Below are 18230 nucleotides of genomic sequence, written 5' to 3' on the forward strand. Positions count from 1 at the left end.
CTCACTCAGCGTAACCATGACCACTGACAGTCACTTTCGGGTGCGGGCCAGCTTCGCGTAGAAGTCGAGGAGTTCCGGACGGTCGACCGAGCCGATGTTGACCGCCTTGGCCAGGGGCGCGCCCTGGAGGAGGCGCTTGACGGGGACCTCGATGCGCTTGCCCGTGAGGGTGTGCGGGACCGCCGGGACCTCGATGATCTCGTCGGGGACGTGTCGCGGGGAGAGTTCGGCGCGGATCGTCGCCTTGATGCGGTCGCGCAGGTCGTCGTCGAGGGTGGCGCCGGGCGCGAGGTGGACGAACAGCGGCATCCAGTAGCCGCCGTTTGGTTCCTCAAGGCCGATGACCAGGGACTCCTTGATCTCCGGGAGGCGTTCGACGGCCTCGTAGATGTCGGCGGAACCCATCCGGACGCCCTGCCGGTTGAGGGTGGAGTCGGAGCGGCCGTGGATGATCACCGATCCGCGGTCGGTGAGGGTGATCCAGTCCCCGTGGCGCCAGACGCCGGGGAACATCTCGAAGTAGCTCTCGTGGTAACGGCTGCCGTCGGGGTCGTTCCAGAAGTGGATCGGCATGGAGGGCATGGGGTTGGTGACGACGAGCTCGCCGACCTCGCCGATGACCGGCTTGCCCGAGGGGTCCCAGGCCTGGAGGTCGGTCCCGAGGCCGGGCGCCTGGAGTTCGCCGATGTACACGGGGAGGGTGGCGACGCCGCCGGCGAAGCAGCTGCACACGTCGGTGCCGCCGCTGACGGAGACGATCCAGAGGTCCTCGGCCACCTCGTCGTGCAGCCAGCGGAAGCCGTCGGGCGGGAGCGGGGAGCCGGTGGTGGCCACGGCCTTCACGGAGGAGAGGTCGAAGTCCCGGGAGGGATGGACCTCCGCCTTGCGGCAGGCCATCACGTACGCGGCGGAGGTGCCGTACAGGGTGGCCCGGGTCCGCTCCGCGATCCGCCACTGGGCGCCGGTGTCGGGGAAACCGGGGCTGCCGTCGTAGAGGACGACCGTGGTGCCGGTGAGCAGGCCGGAGACGAGGAAGTTCCACATCATCCAGCCGGTGGAGGTGTACCAGAAGAACCGGTCCTCGGGCCCCAGCTCGCAGTGCAGGCCGATCTGCTTGAGGTGTTCGAGGAGGATGCCGCCCTGCGACTGGACGATGGCCTTGGGCAGCCCGGTCGTGCCGGAGGAGTAGAGGACCCACAGCGGGTGGTCGAAGGGGACCGGCTCGAAGACGGGCTCGGTGTCGGCGGCGGTGAGGTCGGCCCAGGCGCGGGTGCCCTCGGGGGCGGGGGTGCCGAGGAGGGGGATGTGCACGACGGCGCGCAGGGAGGGGAGCTCGGCGCGCAGCTCGGCGACGGTTTCGCGGCGGTCGTGTTCCTTGCCGCCGTAGCGGTATCCGTCGACGGTGAACAGGACGACGGGTTCGACCTGCTGGAAGCGGTCCAGGACGCTGCGGGCGCCGAAGTCGGGGGCGCAGGAGGTCCAGACCCCGCCGACGGAGGCGGTGGCGAGGAAGGCGACGACGGCTTCGGGGATGTTGGGGAGGTAGCCGCTGACGCGGTCGCCGGGGCGTACGCCCGCGGTGCGCAGTTCGGCGGCGAGCGAGCCGACCTGGCGGCGGAGCTCGGCCCAGGTGACGGGGGTGGGCTCGTGGGTCTCGTCGACGCTGATCAGGGCGGGGTCGTCGGCGCGGGCCGGGTCCTCGCCGGCGCGCAGGGCGTGTTCGGCGTAGTTGAGGGTGGAGCCGGTGAACCAGCGGGCGCCGGGCATGGAGCGGTCGGCGAGCACGGAGGTGTACGGGGTGGTGAACCGTACGTCGAACCATTCGGCGATGGCCTGCCAGAAGGTGTCGAGCGCGTCGACGGACCAGCTGTGCAGGGCCGGGTAGCCGCCGTCGGCGGGGGCTCCGAAGCGCTCGGCGGCCCAGGCCTGGAAGGCGGTGATCCTGGCCGCGGCGATCCGGTCGGGGCTCGGGGACCAGAGGGGTTCCGGCTGGGTGGCTGAGGTCATGGGTCGGCTCCCGGTCGAGTCTGTGGTTCGCGCTTCGTGTGCGTGGGTGCCGTCGTGCGTTCGGTGCGCGCGCGGCGGCTCACAGGGACCATGCCATGTGATCGACATCAGCACCAGGGTCGTCATGGGCGGCGCGTTGTTCCCCCGCGTCGCCCCGCCGGCGGGTGAACGGCAGCTGAACGCCGCCCGCGCGGCCGAGGGGCGGTGGCAGGGTGAGCGGCATGGACGGTCGTGATCTGGTGCGTGCGGTGATGGAGATCGGTACGGCGGGCGGGAGGCGCGCCTGGCGTTCGGCGTTGCGCCACCGGCGCGCGGACGCGGCGGGGCTTGCGCGCCGGGGCGCGGAGCGGGCGCGGGTGCCGGGGGTGCTGACCGGTTCGGAGCCTCGGCCGGGCGGTGGTGTGCTGCGGTTCGCGCGGGCGGAGCTGTTGGTGCGGGTGACCGTGGGCGGGGCGGTGTTCTGGGGCTGGGACGGGGCGGAGGCGTCTCCGTCGCACGCGGTGCTGGGCGGCGGGCCGGAGCCCGATCCGCGGGCGGTGCTGGAGCCGGACACCGGGGGTGGCCGGCGGGTGGTGTCGGAGCGGGTGACGGTGGCGGTGTCCCGGCTCGGGGCGGTGGAGGTGCGTACGCCGGGCGGGGTGGTGTTGCGGCGGGAGCTGCCGCCGCGCTGGTGGGAGCCGGTGGAGGGGGCGGCGGGCCAGGGGGCCGGCGGGGCGCGGTGGCAGGTGCGGGCGGAGGTGCCGGCGGACGCCCGGTTCTTCGGGCTGGGTGGTCGGGCGGGCGGGCCCCGGCTGCGGGACGGGTCGTACCGGCTGTGGAACACCGATCCGAAGGGTGGGTTCGGGCCGGGTGACGATCCGCTGTACATCACCATGCCGGTGCAGTGGGTGGTGGCGGACGCGGGCACGCACCTGGCGTTCCACGACAACACGTGGGACGGGCGGGTGCTGCTGCGCGAGGGCCAGGAGGGGGCCGGGTCGGGGGCGGATCGGCCCGGTACGAGCGAACTGCGCCTGGAGGGCGGGCCGTTGCGCTGTTGGGTGTTGGTGGGGACGCCGGCCCGGGTGGCGCAGGGCTGGGCGGGGCTGACGGGGTCCGCGGCGGTGCCGCCGGAGTGGGCGTTGGGGTACCAGCACGCGCGGTGGGGGTTCGGGAGCGCCGCGGAGGTGCGGCGGGTGGTGGCGGGGTACGTGTCGCGGGGGTTGCCGCTGTCGGCCGTGCACCTGGACATCGACCACTACGACGGGCACCGGGTGTTCACGGTGGACCGGGAGCGGTTCCCGGATCTGTCGGGCCTGGCGCGGGAGTTGTCGGATCAGGGGGTGCGGCTGGTGTCGATCGTGGACCCGGCGGTGAAGACCGGGGACGCGCTGCACGACGCGGGTCGGGAGGTGGGGCCGCGGGGGGCCTTCGTCCGGGACGCGGCGGGTGAGGAGGTCCGGGGCGAGGTGTGGCCGGGTGAGTGCGTGTATCCGGATTTCACCGATCCGGCGGTGCGTGAGTGGTGGGGCGGGTTGTACGAGGAACGGCTGAAGCAGGGCTTCGCCGGGGTGTGGCACGACATGAACGAGCCGGTGTCGTTCGCCCCGTTCGGGGACGCGACCCTGCCGAGGTCGGCGCGGCACTCGCTGGAGGGGGCCGGCGGGGATCACCGGGCCGCCCACAACGTGTACGCGCTCGGGATGGCGCGGGCGGGTTGGGAGGGGTTGGTGCGGCTGCGGCCCGAGGAGCGGCCGTTCCTCTTCTCCCGTTCGGGGTGGGCGGGGATGCAGCGGTACGGGGGTACCTGGTCGGGGGACGTGGAGAGCGGGTGGGAGGGACTGCGGGCCTCGTTGGCGCTGGTGTTGGGGCTCGGCTTGTGCGGGGTGCCGTACTCGGGGCCGGACGTGGGGGGGTTCGGCGGCTCGCCCTCCCCCGAGTTGTACCTGCGGTGGTTGCAGTTGGGTGCGTACCTGCCGTTGTTCCGGACCCACTCGGCGATCTGGGCGGGGCGGCGGGAGCCGTGGGAGTTCGGGCCGCAGGTGGTGGAGCACGCGCGGGGGGTGTTGGCGGAGCGGGAGCGGCTGCGGCCCTACCTGGTGTCGCTGGCCCATCTGGCGCGGCGGACGGGCGCCCCGTACGTGCGGCCGTTGTGGTGGGGGGCGCCGGAGGACCGGGTGTTGCGGGACTGCGAGGACGCGTTCCTGTTGGGGGACGCGCTGTTGGTGGCGCCGGTGTTGGAGTGCGGGGCGGACCGGCGGGCGGTGCGGCTGCCGCGCGGGCGCTGGTACGACACGGTGACGGAGGTGGTGCACGAGGGGCCCGGGCAGGTGCTGTTGGACGCTCCGCCGGGCCGGATGCCGGTGTTGGCGCGGGCGGGTTCGGTGGTGCCGGTGCGAAGCGGGGACGGGTCGGTGGTGTTGGAGGTGTGGGCTCCGGCGCGGGGGCGCACGGGCGGCGGGGTGGTGATCCGGGATCCGGGGCCGGGGTTCGAGCCGGGGGTGGTGGAGCGGTACTCCGTGCGGTGGGTCGGGGAGTCGGTCGTCGTGGAGGACGAGGGCGGGGAGGTGGTGGAGGGGGTCGTGGTGCGGGGGCTCTGAGGACCGTCGGCGGGGGTGTCAGGCGTAGGAGCCGGCGAACCAGGCGGCCACCGCTTCGGTGTGCAGGGGGAAGGCCAGGTCGGTCGGTTCGCGCAGGAGGTGCCAGCCGGTGGTCTCGTCGGTGGCGACGGATTTCGGGAGGGCGGCGGCGGGGCGGCGGGGCAGCAGGCCGAAGAGGAGCAGGTGGCCCGCCGGTGAGCTCTTGGCGTCGGCCAGGGTGACGTCGGAGGCGGTGGCTTCGATGCCGGTCTCCTCGCGCAGTTCGCGGACCACCGCTTCCCGCCAGTCCTCGCCGAAGTCGATGAAGCCGCCGGGGAGGGCGACGCCGCCCAGGGCCGGTTCGATGGTGCGGGTGATGACGACCAGGCCGGTGCCGTCGGCGTCCTCGACGGGGAGGAGGGTGACGGCCACCGGGAGGGGGTTGCGGTAGGTGGTGGCGCCGCACGTGGCGCACCTGCGGGGCCAGGCGGTGGTGTCGAACGGTGCTCCGCAGGTGGAGCAGTGGGCGTTCCTCGGCTGTTCCGGCATCCGGTGATGGTATGCCAGGGCGTATGAGGACGATGGTGGTCGTGGCGTTGTCGGGTGCGCTGGTGACGGGTCCGACGGGGCCCCCGCCGCCGGGGTTCGCGGTGGACGAGGTGGCGCCGCCGGGGTTCGTGGCGCTGGCGGACGTGGATCCGACGATCGGTCAGGACGTGCGGTACGCGTCGGCGCGGAACTTCACGGGCCGGCCCGTCGAGGGGTACGAGGAGCCCGTCTGTCTGCTCGCGCGCCCCGCGGCCGAGGCCTTGCGGCGGGCTCAGGCCGGTCTGTCGCGCAGGGGTCTGTCGCTGCTCGTGTACGACTGCTATCGGCCGCAGCGGGCCGTGGACCGGTTCGTGCGGTGGGCCGGGGACGAGGGGGACCGGTCGACCAAGGAGGAGTTCTATCCGCGGGTGGACAAGTCGCGGCTGATCCCGGAGGGCTATGTGGCCCCGAGGTCGGGGCACAGTCGCGGGAGCACGGTGGACGTGACGCTGGTGCGGGTGCCGGGCGGGGGGCCGGTGGACATGGGGACGGCGTTCGACTTCTTCGATCCGCTCTCCCACACCGACGATCCTCGGGTGGTCGGTGCGGCGCGGGGGAACCGGGAGGCGCTGGGGCGGGCGCTGGCCGGGCAGGGCTTCGTTAACCTTCCGCAGGAGTGGTGGCACTTCACGTACCGGCCCGAGGCCTTCCCCGACCGGTACTTCGACTTCCCGGTCTCTGTCGCGGCGGTGCGGCCCTGAGTACGGTGCCCGCATGACTTTCGGTTCGTACGAGGAATTCTGGCCCTACTACGTCGCGATGCACTCCAAGGCCGCGACCCGCTGGGTGCACCTCACGGGGACGCTCGGCGGGCTCGCCCTGTCCGTGTACGGGGTGGCGCGCGGTCGCAGGCGTTTCCTCGCCGCCCTGCCGCTGATCGGTTACGGGACGGCCTGGCCGGCGCACTTCCTCATCGAGGGGAACAACCCGGCCACCTTCGGGCATCCGGGCTGGTCGCTGCGCGGGGACGCGCGGATGATCCGGATGATGCTCGCCGGGCGGGACGCGGAGTTGGACGAGATCGCCCGGAAGTGGCTCGCCGAGAACCGGTGACCGGGAGCGGGCCCCGTGCGAGACTTTCTGACGATCCGTCAGGAGTCGATTCGGGGAGGGGTCTTGGAACGCACACGCACACCCGTCGTGAGCGGATGGTTCACGGGCACGGAGGCGGGCGGCGATTTCCGGCTGCTCGGCACCCGGTGTTCCGCCTGCGCCGCCGTGTTCTTCCCGCGCGAGGACACCTGCTGCCGCAACCCGCACTGCCCGGCTGACGGGCGGCTCGCGGAGGTGCCGCTGTCCCCGCGCGGGCGGGTCTGGTCCTACACGGACGGGCGGTACCGGCCCCCCGCGCCCTACGTGTCCGACCCCGCCGAGCCCTGGGAGCCGTACACGCTGGTCGCGGTCGAGCTGGAGGCCGAGGGGATGGTCGTGCTCGGCCAGGCGGCGCCCGGGGTGACCGTCGCCGACCTCGCGGTCGGGATGGAGGTCGAGGTGGTCGGCGGGGTGCTGGACGAGGACGCCGAGACCGTCTGGACCACATGGCGGTTCCGGCCGGTGGAGGTGGGCGCGTGAGTACCGACGTGGCCGTCCTCGGTGCCGGGATGCATCCGTGGGGCAAGTGGGGTCGGGGGTTCGTCGAGTACGGGCGGATCGCCGCCCGGTCGGCGCTGGCCGACGCACGGCTGGACTGGACCGACGTGCAGTCGATCGTCGGGGCCGACACCGTGCGCTCCGGCTATCCCGGCTACGTGGCCGGGGCGACCTTCGCGCGGGCGCTCGGCTGGCAGGGCGCCCGCGTGACCAGCGTGTACGCGGCCTGCGCCTCCGGCGCCCAGGCCATCGGGGCGGCCCGGGCGCAGATCCTGGCCGGACTGGCCGACGTGGTGCTGGTGGTGGGCGCGGACGCCGCCCCCAAGGGGTTCTTCGCCCCTGCCGGCGGGAACCGGCCGGACGATCCGGACTGGTTGCGCTTCCGGGTGCTGGGCGCGACCAACCCGGCGTACTTCGCGCTGTACGCCCGTCGGCGGATGGCCTTGTACGGGGACACCGGCGAGGACTTCGCGCGGGTCAAGGTGAAGAACTCCGTCGCCGGCGCGCTCAACCCGCACGCCCGCTACCGCGAGACCGTGACCGCCGAGGAGGTGGCGGCCTCCGCGGTCGTCGCGGACCCGCTGCGGCTGCTGGACATCTGCGCCACCTCCGACGGGGGCGCCGCGTTGGTGCTGAGCAGCATGGACTACGCCCGCTCGCGCGGGGTCGCGGACCCGGTACGGATCCGGGCGGTGTCGACGGTGACGCCCACCTATCCCCGTACCGTCCTCGACCTGCCGGACATCGCCACCGATTCGATGACCGCCGTACGGCCGGCAACCGGGTCGTTCCGGGCGTCCATCGCGCGCGCCGCGTACGAGGAGGCGGGGCTGGGGCCGGACGACCTGTCGCTCGCGGAGGTGTACGACCTGTCCACGGCCCTGGAGTTGGAGTGGTACGAGGACATCGGCCTCTGCGGTGAGGGCGAGGGCGCCAAGCTCGTCCGGGAGGGCGCGACCGCGCTCGGGGGCCGGATTCCGGTCAACACGAGCGGCGGGCTGTGCTCCTTCGGGGAGGCGGTGCCGGCGCAGGCGATAGCCCAGGTGTGCGAGCTGACCTGGCAGTTGCGGGGTACGGCCGGGGAGCGGCAGGTGCCGGGCGCGCGGGCCGGGATCACGGCGAACCAGGGGCTCTTCGGGCACGGATCGGCCGTCGTCGTCGTACGGTGAACCGCGTACGACGACGAGCGTGGTCCGGGGGCTTGACGACCCCTGGTGGCAGGTTCACACTCGCTGCACGGTCCCGCGCCGCGACCGGGATCCCGTGACCCCCCATGAGAGCTGCGGCCCGTACCCCAGTCGGCGGGGGTACGGGCCGCCTCCATGCACGGGGAGGGCCCGGGTGGGGATCCGGTCCGCGACGTCCCCTCGGGACGGTCGTTCAGGCGCCGGCGGTCGTCATCCGGCGGCGGGCCCGGGCCAGTGACATCGCGTGCTCCACGACCCCCACCAGCACGTCCTTGACGGACTCGCGGTCGCGGGCGTCACACAACAGAACCGGTACCCCGGCGTCGAGGTCGAGGGCCTCCCGGACGGTCACCACCGGGTGCCGGTCGGCGCCGTCGAAGCAGTTGACCGCGACCACGAAGGGGATGCCGCGTCGCTCGAAGTAGTCGACGGCGGCGAAGCAGTCGGCGAGCCGGCGGGTGTCGGCGAGGACGACCGCGCCGAGGGACCCCTGGGCCAACTCGTCCCAGAGGAACCAGAAGCGGTCCTGTCCGGGCGTGCCGAACAGGTAGAGCACCAGGTCCTCGCGGAGGGTGATGCGGCCGAAGTCCATGGCCACGGTGGTGGTGGTCTTGCCCTCCACTCCCCCGATGTCGTCGATGCCGACGCCGGGTTCGGAGAGTTGTTCCTCCGTCCGCAGCGGTCTGATCTCACTCACCGCACCGACCAGGGTGGTCTTGCCCACCCCGAAGCCGCCCGCGACCAGGATCTTCAAGGTCAGCGGCTCGACCGGCGACACGGCATGCATCGCGCCGGTGCGGCTAGAGCGCCCGAAGGCCATTGATCACCTCACGCAGAATGGATTCGTCGGGCAGTTCGGCCGGGGGCACCGGCCGGGTCACGTGGACCAGTTCGTCGTCCACGAGATCGCCGATCAGGACGCGGACGACCCCGATCGCCAGGTCCAGATCGGCGGCGAGTTCCGCCACCGACTGGGGGCGCCCCCGGCAGAGCCCGAGGATGTGGGCGTGTTCCGGGGACAGGGTCACGTCCCAGACCGGGTCGTCGGCCGCCGATTCGGCGACCACGAGCGCGATCAGGTCGAGGCGGTGCTGACCCGAGTGGCTGGTCCGGCCGCGGGTCATCGCGTACGGGCGGACGACCGGGCCCGCGTCGGCGTCGAACCAGTGCGTGGGTTCGGGCGCCGTCTCGGGGCCGCTGCCGGGGGTGTCGGCGGGGTGGTCCTGACCTGAATCGCTCATGCCGTCCTACTCACCCTCCGGCTGGCAGCCCGGTGCGCGGGGTGGTCGCCAGGTGATCGCCCACTCGCTTGACCATCAGGGTCATCTCGTAGGCGACCTGGCCGACGTCCGACTCCGCGTCGGCGAGCACGGCCAGGCAACTGCCGTCACCGGCGGCCATGACGAACAGGAAGGCCTCGTCGAGCTCGACCACGGTCTGGCGGACCCGGCCGGAGTCGAAGTGCCGGCCCACGCCCTTGGCCAGGCTGTGGAAGCCGGACGCCACGGCGGCCAGGTGCTCGCTGTCCTCGCGCGTCAGGTCCTTGGAGCTGCCGGTGGGCAGGCCGTCACCGGAGAGCACCACCGCCTTGCGGATGCTGCCGACCTTGTCGACCAGCTCGTCGAGGAGCCAGTTCAGCGGGCCGGAGCCGCGGCCCCTGGTGTCGTTGCCGGTCTGCGGTGCGGTCATCGACCGTCCCCTTCGTTCTCGTATCCGGGATCCGCGGCGGCGGGGGTGCCCGCCGCGGCCGCGGACTGCTGCGATGCGTGCTGATTGCGTCCCGCGGTCCAGCCGCGCTGGAGGGCGGACATGCGGGTGCGTACCTCCTCCGCGTCCCGGTCCTCGACCGGTTCGACGGCGGCTTCGGCCGGGGCGGCGGCCGGGGAGTTCTTGAGCTGGGGCGCCAGGTTGGCCTGGCGCACCCGGCGGGGCAGGCCGGCGGGGGCCTGGGCCGGCCTGGGGACCCGGGCGGCCCCCGAGGCCTGGGGGGATCCGGACGCCTCGGGCCGGGGGCTCTCGGGCCGGGGAGGCGCCTCGGACGGGAGCCGGCCGGCCTTGCCGACCGGCGGGAACGGGGCCGCCGGGCGCGGTTCCACCCGACGGCCGTGCTCCGCCACCAGGGTCGGGGCGGGACGACGGCGGGGCAGGGGTACCGTGCCCGATCCGCGCGGGACGTCCGGGTGGGCCGCGGACACGGTGTCCGGGCGCGGACGCGGGGGCCGTACGGGGCCGGTCGGGGCCGACGGCTCGCGGTCGCCGTCGAGCTCCCGGTTGAGGTCCGGCCGGCGGGCCGCGCCGCGCTCCCCGATCCGGTCGCCCTTCCAGGCCGCGCCGCGCTCCGCGAGCCGGTCGGTGCTCGGGCGGCCGGCGGGGCGCAGGCCCAGCAGGGCGCTGCGCGATATGCCTCCGGGCGGGGTCTCGTCGTCGAGGGTGGCCATCGGCGGCCGGCCGACGACTCCGGTCAGGCCGGTGATCCCGGCGGTGACCTCGTCGGGGGCGGTGGGTTCGTCGATGCCGTCCAGTCCCAGGAGGCCGAGGGGGCTCTCCAGCTCGACCGGGCCGTTCAGGACGCCGGGGGGCAGCGACCGACCGGCCGGCGCTCCCTCGATGGCGGTGGATCCCGGCCGGCCCGCGCCCTTGCCGAGCTTCGCGGCGGCGGCGGGCTTGAGCCCGTCGAGGCGGATGCCGGTGCCGTTGGTGTCGGGGGCCTCGGTGAGCAGTTCGACCGGGAGGAAGACCACCGCGGTGGTGCCTCCGTACGGGCTGTGCTGGAGGACGACCCGGATGCCGTGGCGGCGGGCGAGCCGGCTGACCACGAACAGGCCCAGCCGGTCGGTGTCCGACAGTTCGAACTCGGGGGTCTCGGCGAGCCGGAGGTTGGCGTCGAGGAGCGCTTCCGGGTTCATGCCGAGGCCGCGGTCGTGGATCTCCAGGGTGAAGCCGTTGGCGACGCGTTCGCCGTGCACCTGGACCGCGGTGTGCGGCGGCGAGAACACGGTGGCGTTCTCCAGGAGTTCCGCGACGAGGTGGGTGACGTCGGCGACGGCGGGGCCCTCGATGCCGATGCGCGGCAGGCGCCGCACCTCGATGCGCTCGTAGTCCTCGACCTCCGCGACGGCGGCGCGCACGACGTCCATCAGCTGCACCGGCTTGCGCCACTGGCGGGAGGGGGCGGCGCCGGAGAGGATCACCAGTCCCTCCGCGTGGCGGCGCATGCGGGTGGTCATGTGGTCGAGGCGGAAGAGGTCCGCGAGTTCCTCGGTGTCCTCGGTGCGCCGTTCCATGGTGTCGAGCAGGGTCAGTTGGCGGTGCAGGAGGACCTGGTTGCGGCGGGCGAGGTTGACGAAGACCTCGGAGACGCCCCGGCGCAGTTCCGCCTGCTTGACGGCCGCCTCCACGGCGGCGCGCTGAAGGCTGTTGAGCGCGAGGGCGACCTGGCCGACCTCGTCCTTCTCGAACTCCAGCCGGGGGGCTTCCGTCTCCACGTCGACGTGTTCGCCGGCGGCGAGCCGGCGCATGACGCCGGGGAGGCGGACGCCGGAGGCCTCGTGGGCGTCCTTGCGGAGCCGGGACAGGTCGCGGATCAGGTCGCGGCCGATGCGTACGGACAGGACGAGGGAGACGAGCAGGGCGATGAAGCCGAGGATGCCGGCGACGGCGGCCTGGACGAGGACGTTCATGGCGGCGGGTTCGACGCGCCGCTGGTAGCGGTCTCCGGCCTCGGTGCCCATCGTGGCGAGGCCGTCGAGTACCTTGCCGGCGGCCTCGTCCCACTGGGCGGCGGTGAACGCGCGCGGGTTGCGGCGGGCGCCGTCGGTGATGAACCGTTCCTCGGCGTCGCGCAGGGCCTTGGTCTCGGGGCCGTTCCAGTAGTTCTCGAAGAGGCTGCGGTCCTCGGCCGGGAGGATGGCCAGGTTGAACTCGTACAGCAGCGCGCGGTTGGCGGCGAGGTCCGAGACGCCGCGGACGTCGACGGGGCTGACGACCTTGGCGGCCAGGGCCGCGGCGACGACGGCGTCCTCACGGGAGAGCGTCTCGCGGGCCCGGGTGATGCCGACGAGCGCGCGGCCCTGCTTGTCCATCTCCACGTTCTCCAGGGCGTGGAGATTCATGAGGAACTCGTGGCAGGGGTCGACGAGGCGGCTGTAGAGCTCCAGGGCCTGGTTCGTGTCGAGGCTGTTGCGGTCGACGGAGCGGCGCAGCGCCTCGATGCCCCGGAAGGCTTCGAGGATGGAACGCAGGCGTTGGGCGGTCTCGGGGGCGAGCTCGTCCATCACCTCCGGGTCCTTCGCGTTCTCGGTGATGGTCCGCACGGCGGCGTCGGTGGCGGCGCGGCTGCGGGTCAGCTCGGCGGTGGCGGCCGAGGCCCGCGGGTCGCCGATGAGGACGAGGGTCTGGCGACGTTCCTTCTGGATGACCCGGACGACGTCCTCGATGGGGTATCCGACCTTCTCGATGACGTAGGCGACGTCGAGGAGTTGGACGGCCTGCCGACCGGTGATGACCGTCGAGAAACCCCAGAGGGCGGTCAGGGAGACGAGCGGCACAAGGAGCAACGCCACGATCTTCCGGCGGATGGACTTCCCGCGAAAGCGCATGGCCTCCCCAGCCTCCCCCAGCTCAACCCCGTTGCCGGGGGTAGGTGTTCCGTCATTTAAACGGCGTGAGCCTACTACTGCCACCGGGCGCCTTCGAAGGCCTGTCCGGACGTTTTCGGCCGACACCTCCGGCGAAGATCACGAGTTGTCCGATAGATCCGGTCAAGTCCGGCCCGATTTGTGGCACATGACACCTGGTGGGCCATCGGTTCCCGCAAGGCAGTGGATGGCTGGAACTCTTCGTTCCGTGCCGTTCGGGCACTCGGGAGGAGTCCGCGATGCGGGAATGCGGGGTGAGGGACATCGGGGCGGGAACCGGGGCTCGGCCAGGGCCGGCTCCTGATCCTTTTTCCCGGCGGGGCCACTGCCTCCCCCGGAACGTCCGGGCCGTCCCGGACGTCTGTCTGGTCGAGGGACGTTTTGGGGACACTTTGGTGGAGACGTTCGGATCGTCATCGTCGGGGACGCATGGCGGACCACGTTGTGGGGAGTGAGCGGAACATGAGGATGTACGAAGAGGACGGCGCGGTGACGGAGGGGCCCGGGCACGGGCTGTGGATCGAGGAGCCGGCCAGGCGGTATCGGTTGCCCGACCCGGTGCGGACGTCCGCGGTGCGGGCGGTGCTGATCGTCTCGGTCACCCTGACCCAGTCCACGATCACCTTCTTCCTCGCGCTGACCGGGTCCTGGCTGGTACTGCCGATGGCGCTCATCGCGATAGGCGGCACGGTGGTGGCCACCTGGGGCGTACTGGACGTACTGATCACCCGGCAGACGTGGAACCAGCGGTACGGGGTCGTCTCGGCGCCCGGCAGCACCGCCCGCGACGGGCGCGGGGAGCGGCGGCGGGACCGGGGGCAGGCCGGTGCGGGACCGCCGGCCGCCCGGCCCGCCCGCATACGACACGCCGCGCCCGGCCGGGGATAGTCCGGCCCGGAGCGGGGCGGCGGGGTGCGTGGCACCCCCGGGCGACCCTGCCGCGCACGGTGGGACCGGGAGCGGTCAGGCGCCCACCGCGGAGCGGCGGTACATGCGGGTGGCCGTGATCTCGCCGTGGATCGTCTCCTCGTCGGGCGACTGCTGGGGCAGGCCCGGACGCAGGTGCTCCTCGACGCTGATGTACTTCAGGCCCGCGCGCAGGTCCGCGTCGTTGCGCAGCCGGATGACCAGCGGGAACTCCGCGAGCGCCGTGGTGTCGAAGAGGCCCGTGGTGTAGAGGAGCTGGACGCCGAGCGCGTCCGAGACGGCCCGCTGGAGCTCCAGCAGGTAGGTGGCGTTGGCGCGGCCGATCGGGTTGTCGAGGAACAACGTGCCCGCGTGGCGGTGCTTGTCGCGGCCCCGGTCGTTGCTGCGCAGCGCCGCCATCGTGCAGTACAGGGCGATGGCGGCGGTGAGCAGTTGCCCCCCGGAGAACACGTCGCCCATCTGGCCGACCGGGACGCGCTCGGCGCGCAGGACCGCGTCCGGCTTGAGGATCTCGACCGCGATGCCCTTGGGCTCCAGCGCGGCCTGCACGCCGCGCAGCAGCAGGGACATGCCGTCGCGCCGGCCTTCCCCGAAGGAGGCCGTGCTGTTCTTCTTCACGGCCGCGCGGGTGGCCTCGTCGATGACCTCGCCCAGCCGCTCGGTGAGCGTGGCCTGGTCGGGTTCCTCGAAACGGATGCGCAGGAACTCCTGCCCCGACCACTCCCCCAGGCCCTCGGGCAGTTGGGAGAGCCGTTGGGCGGAGCGCAGGGTGGCGAGGGCGGACTCCACCAGGCCGCGCAGTCGGTCGACGATGCTGCCCCGGTTGCGTTCCAGCTGTTCCAACTCGTCGGTGAGCACACGCAGTCGGGGTGCGAAGGCGGTGGCCCAGGCGGCGGCGTGTTCGGGCAGGGCGGAGGCGGGGAGTTCGCGGATCTGCTGGCGGGCGGGGGTGCGCACCTGCTCGTAGCGGTTGGCGTTGGCGTGCCGGACGAGGATGTCGCTCGCCTCGCGCACGCCGGATTCCGCCGCGGAGAGGTCCGCGGCGCAGCCACGCAGGGAGCGGCGTGCCTCGGTGGCCGACTGGCGGGCCTCCTCCAGGGTCCCCGGGTGGGCCACCGGCTCCTGTTCGTCGTCCTGGTGGGTGTGGTCGCGCAGCAGGTCCCGGAGCAGGGTCGCGGTCTCGTCGAAGCCGCCGGCGCCGTCCTCGGCGGTGCGGTGGGCGCGCAGCAGGTCGGCGTGGGCGGCCCGGGCGCCCTCCACGGCGGCGGTGTGGGCGGCGAGCCGGGCGGTGGCGGCGCGCAGCAGGCCCTGGGCCTGTTCCACGTTCTCGGGGACGAGGTCCTCGGGGAGTTCGGTGTGTGCCTCGCCCTCGGCGGGTGCGTGCCGTTCGGCCTCGCCGCGCAGTCGGCCGAGCTGCTCGCTCGCGGTCGAGGCGCGGGTCTCCAGCATCTGTACGAGGGATTCGGCGCGGGCGGCGGCGGCCTGCCGGGACGGGCCGTCGGATCCGTCGGTGCCTTCGAGGAGTTGGGCGGCGCGGGTGCGGACCTTGTTGGTGAGGCGGTCGAGTTCGGCGAGGGCGGCGCTTTCGGCGCTCTCGGCGCGGGCCTGTTCGGCGCGCAGGTCGGCGCCGACCCCGACCTTCTCGTAGAGCTGTGAGGCGGCCCGGTAGGCCTCGCGCAGGTCGGGCAGGGGGGCCTTGGCGGAGCCGTCGTCCGCCGGGAGCGGCTCGGGGGCGCCGGCGATCTCGGCGCGTTCGGCCCGCAGTGCGCGGGAGGTGCGGCGGGCGTCGTCGGCAGCGCGCTGGGCGGCGCGGCGGTCCTCGTCGGCGGCCCGGGCCCGGTCCAGGCAGACCTCGGCGCGGGCTTCGGACTCGGCCGTGTCGTCGGCGAGTTCGCGCAGCCTCGCCTGCCAGCCGGCGCGCTCGCGCAGGCGGTGGGCGAGGCCGGCGAGGGCGTCGGCGACGCGGCGGGCGCGCTGGGCGGTGTCCTGGCGTTCCTCGCGGACGCGGGCGGCGTCGGCGGCGGCCTCGTCCGCCTCGGCCCGTACGGTGCGGACCTCGGCGAGTTCGGCGTCGGCCTCCTCGGCGAAGGCGCGGGCGGCCTCGGCGTGCCGGGCGAGTTCGGCGAGGCGGCCGGGCGGGCAGCCGGTGCGCCAGGAGGCGAGTCGGGCGGCGAGTTCGCGGTCGCCGGAGAGTCGGGCGGCCAGGTCCCGGATCTCGGTGTCGCGGGCGGTGGCGCGGGTGCGCAGGGTCTGGCGCTCCGCGTCGGCGGCCTGCTCGTCGTGCATGGCCGGGTTCGGCGACACGATGAAGATGCCGGAGACGTCGTTGTCGGCGTCGGTCGGGGGCAGTGGCGCGAGGAGGGCGGCGGCGGTGCCGACCGCGACGGTGGAGCGGGGCAGCAGGGCGGCGGCGGACAGGACCTCGCGGGCCCGGGCGTGGGTGTCGGGGTCGGTGATGACGACGCCGTCGACGAGTTCGGGGCGGGCGGCGAGGACGGCGGCGTGGTCGGCGGGGTCCACGGACTGGGCGAGGTAGCGCCAGCCGGGGAGGGCGGGGATGCCGTGTTCGCCGAGGTGCTCGACGGTGGCGAGGACGTCGGGTCCGGGCGGCAGGAGTCCGCCGTCGCCGAGGGCGCCGAGGATGCGGGCGTCGTCGGCGGCGGCGGTGCGCAGCTCGAAGAGTTGCCGTTCGGCGGAGGCGATGGAGTCGGTGAGCAGGGTGCGGAGGTCGTCGGCGCCCCGGTCGAGGTCTTCGACGGTGAGGCCGCCGTGGGTCGCGGCCGAGGCGACGCAGGCGGGGCCCTGTTCGGGGGTGGGGGGTGTGTCGTTCGGGCCGTGGTCGCCGCGCGGGTGCGGGACGGTGGCGTCGGGGGCGCTCGGGAGGCCCAGGAGGGCTGCCAGGCGCGGCGCTTCGGCGAGCGAGGCGGCGGCGCGGGCCTCCGCCTCGTGCGCGGATTCGGCGGCGTCCGCGGCGTCCGCGGCGCGGGCGGCGGTGAGTTCGGCGCGGGATTCCGCGGTGGCGGCCTCGCGGGCGGTCTCGGCGGCGCCGCGGGCGGCCTCGCGGGACTCGCTCCAGGCCGCGACGGCGGTCTTCTCGGCGTCGCTGGCGGCGAGGGCGGCGCGGGCGGGGTCGGCGTCGGGTTCGGAGTCGTCGAGCCAGCCGGCCTGTACGGCCTCGGCGGTCTCCTGTTGGACCTCCGCGAGGCGGGCCCGGAGGTGTTCGGCCTCGCTGCGGGCGCGCTGGGCCGCGGTGGCGGCGGAGGTGGCGTCGCGGTGGGCGCTCTCGCCGACGGCCTGGAGCTCCGCGGACCGTTCCTCCTCCTCGTTGGCGCGCGTCTCGCCGTGTTCGGCGGCGGTGTGCAGGGCCCGTACGAGGTCGGCGGCGGCGGTGGCGCGGGCGGCCAGTGCGGGGGCGGCGTCCCGTTCGGCTTCGAGGATGGCGGCGGCGACGCGGGCGGAGCGGTCGGCGGCGGCGCGGTGGCGCAGCACGATCTCGGCGGCCTGCCAGGCGGAGTGCAGGGTGCGGGCTTCGAGGAGTTCGCGGCGCTGGGCGGCGGCGGCCTTGTCGGCGACGGTGAGGGCCAGCGAGGCGTGCCGGTAGGCGAGTTCGGCGGACACGGCGGCGCTGCGGCCGCGGGCGCTCTCGGCTCCGGTGACCTGGTGGGCGGCTTCGGTGACCCGCTGGGCGAGGTCGGCGGCGCGGCCCCGTTCCTCGACGGCGCGGGCGGACAGCCGCCGGGCGAGGGTGCGGGTGCGGCGTTCGGCGCCGGCGTGGACGTCGCGCAGCCGGGAGCGGGTCTCGGCTGCTTCGACGATGCGGTGCAGGAGGTCGACCGAGCCGGCGGTGAAGTCGCGTTCGGCCATGAGTTCGGCGCGGCGGCCGAGTTTGTTGCCGAAGCCGTGGACGAGGTCGGCCAGACCGTCGGTGTCGCGGGTGTCGGTGACGGCGCGCAGCAGCAGGTCGGTGAAGTCGGAGTCCTTCTTGACGGCGAAGAGGCCGGCGGCCTCGCCCTCGTCGGCGTTCATCTCGCGCTGGTAGCGGAACAGTTCGGGATCCAGGCCGACCTCGGTGAGGTGTTCGTTCCAGCGGTCGTGGATCTCCTCCCAGTACACCTCCAGGTGCGGGTACGCCTTGCCGGCCTCGGTGAGGGCGTCGCGGAAGCCCTTCATCGTGCGGCGGCGGCCCTGTGCGCCGGACGCGCCCTCGACGGGCGGTCGGACGGCGGTGGCCTCGGCGACGGGGAGGTTGTCGAGGCCGAGTCCCGGTCCGGGGCGGAAGGAGTACCAGGCCTCGGCGAACTTGCGGGGGTCGTTGGAGACCTGGCGGCCCCGCCATTCGCTGACCTTGCCGACGACCACGCACTCGCCGGTCTGGGTGTGCTGCCATTCGAGGGCGACGTGCCCGCAGTCGTCGGCGAGCAGGAACTTGCGCAGGACGCCCGAGCTGGCCCCGCCGAGGGTGTTGCGGTGGCCGGGCAACATCACCGAGAAGATCAGTTTGAGGAGGACGGACTTGCCGCCGCCGTTCTCCAGGAAGAGCACGCCCGCGGGCGCCGGGCGCCGGGGCGGGCCGGCGGGCTCGTCCTCGAAGAACTCCGCCTGGGTGGGCGCCGGGTGGGGCACCGGCGCGCCGACTCCGCGCAGGTCGAGCACGGTGTCGGCGTAGCGCGCGCCGGCGGGCCCGATGGAGTAGAGGCGGATCCGGGACAGCTCGTACATGGCGGCGGACTCTCGTG

General features: G+C 73.9%; 13 protein-coding genes. 6 read left to right on the top strand and 7 right to left on the bottom strand.

Annotated features, from left to right (window positions below; all coding sequences use genetic code 11):
* Window positions 1-30: 30 nt before the first annotated feature.
* Window positions 31-2007, bottom strand: a complete 1977-nt coding sequence (locus tag ACQEVM_RS23095) for an acetoacetate--CoA ligase (protein WP_433081988.1) — start codon at window positions 2005-2007, stop codon at window positions 31-33.
* A 221-nt stretch (window positions 2008-2228) separates the two neighbouring features.
* Here ACQEVM_RS23095 and ACQEVM_RS23100 point away from each other — a divergent pair, with 221 nt between their 5' ends.
* Window positions 2229-4586 carry a glycoside hydrolase family 31 protein gene (locus tag ACQEVM_RS23100; RefSeq protein ID WP_433081990.1) on the top strand — a complete coding sequence of 786 codons (2358 nt, stop codon included), beginning with the start codon at window positions 2229-2231 and terminating at the stop codon, window positions 4584-4586.
* A gap of 18 nt (window positions 4587-4604) precedes the next feature.
* Here ACQEVM_RS23100 and ACQEVM_RS23105 read toward each other — a convergent pair whose 3' ends face one another.
* Entirely contained in the window at window positions 4605-5114 is a 510-nt protein-coding gene (locus ACQEVM_RS23105) for an NUDIX domain-containing protein (protein ID WP_433081992.1), read from the bottom strand.
* 23 nt (window positions 5115-5137) lie between these two features.
* Between ACQEVM_RS23105 and ACQEVM_RS23110 the strand changes: the two genes are divergently transcribed.
* The 4 genes from ACQEVM_RS23110 (at window position 5138) to ACQEVM_RS23125 (ending at window position 7912) form a co-directional block, all read left to right on the top strand.
* A complete protein-coding gene (locus ACQEVM_RS23110; RefSeq protein ID WP_433081994.1) occupies window positions 5138-5854 on the top strand; it encodes a M15 family metallopeptidase in 717 nt (238 codons plus the stop codon).
* Between the two features lie 13 nt (window positions 5855-5867).
* Complete coding sequence (locus tag ACQEVM_RS23115; protein WP_351375017.1) at window positions 5868-6206, top strand: DUF962 domain-containing protein; 339 nt, start codon at window positions 5868-5870, stop codon at window positions 6204-6206.
* Window positions 6207-6269: 63 nt separating this feature from the next.
* Window positions 6270-6725, top strand: a complete 456-nt coding sequence (locus tag ACQEVM_RS23120; RefSeq protein WP_433081997.1) for a Zn-ribbon domain-containing OB-fold protein — start codon at window positions 6270-6272, stop codon at window positions 6723-6725.
* Complete coding sequence (locus ACQEVM_RS23125; RefSeq protein ID WP_433081999.1) at window positions 6722-7912, top strand: lipid-transfer protein; 1191 nt, start codon at window positions 6722-6724, stop codon at window positions 7910-7912. The genes ACQEVM_RS23120 and ACQEVM_RS23125 overlap by 4 nt, the downstream gene beginning before the upstream one ends.
* Before the next feature lie 211 nt (window positions 7913-8123).
* Here ACQEVM_RS23125 and ACQEVM_RS23130 read toward each other — a convergent pair whose 3' ends face one another.
* From ACQEVM_RS23130 to ACQEVM_RS23145, 4 genes are read right to left on the bottom strand one after another with little or no spacing between them, the layout of a single operon-like run.
* A complete protein-coding gene (locus tag ACQEVM_RS23130) occupies window positions 8124-8750 on the bottom strand; it encodes a GTP-binding protein (protein WP_053681827.1) in 627 nt (208 codons plus the stop codon).
* On the bottom strand, window positions 8731-9171 hold the full coding sequence (locus tag ACQEVM_RS23135) for a DUF742 domain-containing protein (RefSeq protein ID WP_266951553.1): 441 nt from the start codon (window positions 9169-9171) through the stop codon (window positions 8731-8733). The genes ACQEVM_RS23130 and ACQEVM_RS23135 overlap by 20 nt, the downstream gene beginning before the upstream one ends.
* A 10-nt stretch (window positions 9172-9181) precedes the next feature.
* Window positions 9182-9619: a roadblock/LC7 domain-containing protein gene (locus ACQEVM_RS23140; RefSeq protein ID WP_053681826.1), complete on the bottom strand. Its 438-nt coding sequence runs from the start codon at window positions 9617-9619 to the stop codon at window positions 9182-9184.
* Window positions 9616-12528 carry a sensor histidine kinase gene (locus ACQEVM_RS23145; protein ID WP_433082002.1) on the bottom strand — a complete coding sequence of 971 codons (2913 nt, stop codon included), beginning with the start codon at window positions 12526-12528 and terminating at the stop codon, window positions 9616-9618. The genes ACQEVM_RS23140 and ACQEVM_RS23145 overlap by 4 nt, the downstream gene beginning before the upstream one ends.
* Window positions 12529-13029: 501 nt before the next feature.
* On the opposite strand from ACQEVM_RS23145, the gene ACQEVM_RS23150 reads away from it, so the two are divergent.
* The gene (locus ACQEVM_RS23150; protein ID WP_433082004.1) at window positions 13030-13455 is read left to right on the top strand and encodes a hypothetical protein; all 426 of its coding nucleotides are present in this window, start codon (window positions 13030-13032) and stop codon (window positions 13453-13455) included.
* Between the two features lie 75 nt (window positions 13456-13530).
* Here ACQEVM_RS23150 and ACQEVM_RS23155 read toward each other — a convergent pair whose 3' ends face one another.
* Complete coding sequence (locus ACQEVM_RS23155; protein WP_433082006.1) at window positions 13531-18213, bottom strand: hypothetical protein; 4683 nt, start codon at window positions 18211-18213, stop codon at window positions 13531-13533.
* Window positions 18214-18230: the final 17 nt, after the last annotated feature.

The organism is Streptomyces sp. CA-243310, from assembly GCF_050936775.1.
Lineage (GTDB): Bacteria > Actinomycetota > Actinomycetes > Streptomycetales > Streptomycetaceae > Streptomyces.

Excerpts from the sequence above, each read along its gene's own strand:
- ACQEVM_RS23150 (WP_433082004.1), top strand. The coding sequence starts at position 13,030 with ATGAGGATGTACGAAGAGGACGGCGCGGTGACGGAGGGGCCCGGGCAC.
- ACQEVM_RS23100 (WP_433081990.1), top strand. The coding sequence starts at position 2,229 with ATGGACGGTCGTGATCTGGTGCGTGCGGTGATGGAGATCGGTACGGCG.
- ACQEVM_RS23115 (WP_351375017.1), top strand. The coding sequence starts at position 5,868 with ATGACTTTCGGTTCGTACGAGGAATTCTGGCCCTACTACGTCGCGATG.
- ACQEVM_RS23105 (WP_433081992.1), bottom strand. The coding sequence starts at position 5,114 with ATGCCGGAACAGCCGAGGAACGCCCACTGCTCCACCTGCGGAGCACCG.
- ACQEVM_RS23145 (WP_433082002.1), bottom strand. The coding sequence starts at position 12,528 with ATGCGCTTTCGCGGGAAGTCCATCCGCCGGAAGATCGTGGCGTTGCTC.
- ACQEVM_RS23155 (WP_433082006.1), bottom strand. The coding sequence starts at position 18,213 with ATGTACGAGCTGTCCCGGATCCGCCTCTACTCCATCGGGCCCGCCGGC.
- ACQEVM_RS23135 (WP_266951553.1), bottom strand. The coding sequence starts at position 9,171 with ATGAGCGATTCAGGTCAGGACCACCCCGCCGACACCCCCGGCAGCGGC.
- ACQEVM_RS23095 (WP_433081988.1), bottom strand. The coding sequence starts at position 2,007 with ATGACCTCAGCCACCCAGCCGGAACCCCTCTGGTCCCCGAGCCCCGAC.
- ACQEVM_RS23130 (WP_053681827.1), bottom strand. The coding sequence starts at position 8,750 with ATGGCCTTCGGGCGCTCTAGCCGCACCGGCGCGATGCATGCCGTGTCG.
- ACQEVM_RS23110 (WP_433081994.1), top strand. The coding sequence starts at position 5,138 with ATGAGGACGATGGTGGTCGTGGCGTTGTCGGGTGCGCTGGTGACGGGT.
- ACQEVM_RS23140 (WP_053681826.1), bottom strand. The coding sequence starts at position 9,619 with ATGACCGCACCGCAGACCGGCAACGACACCAGGGGCCGCGGCTCCGGC.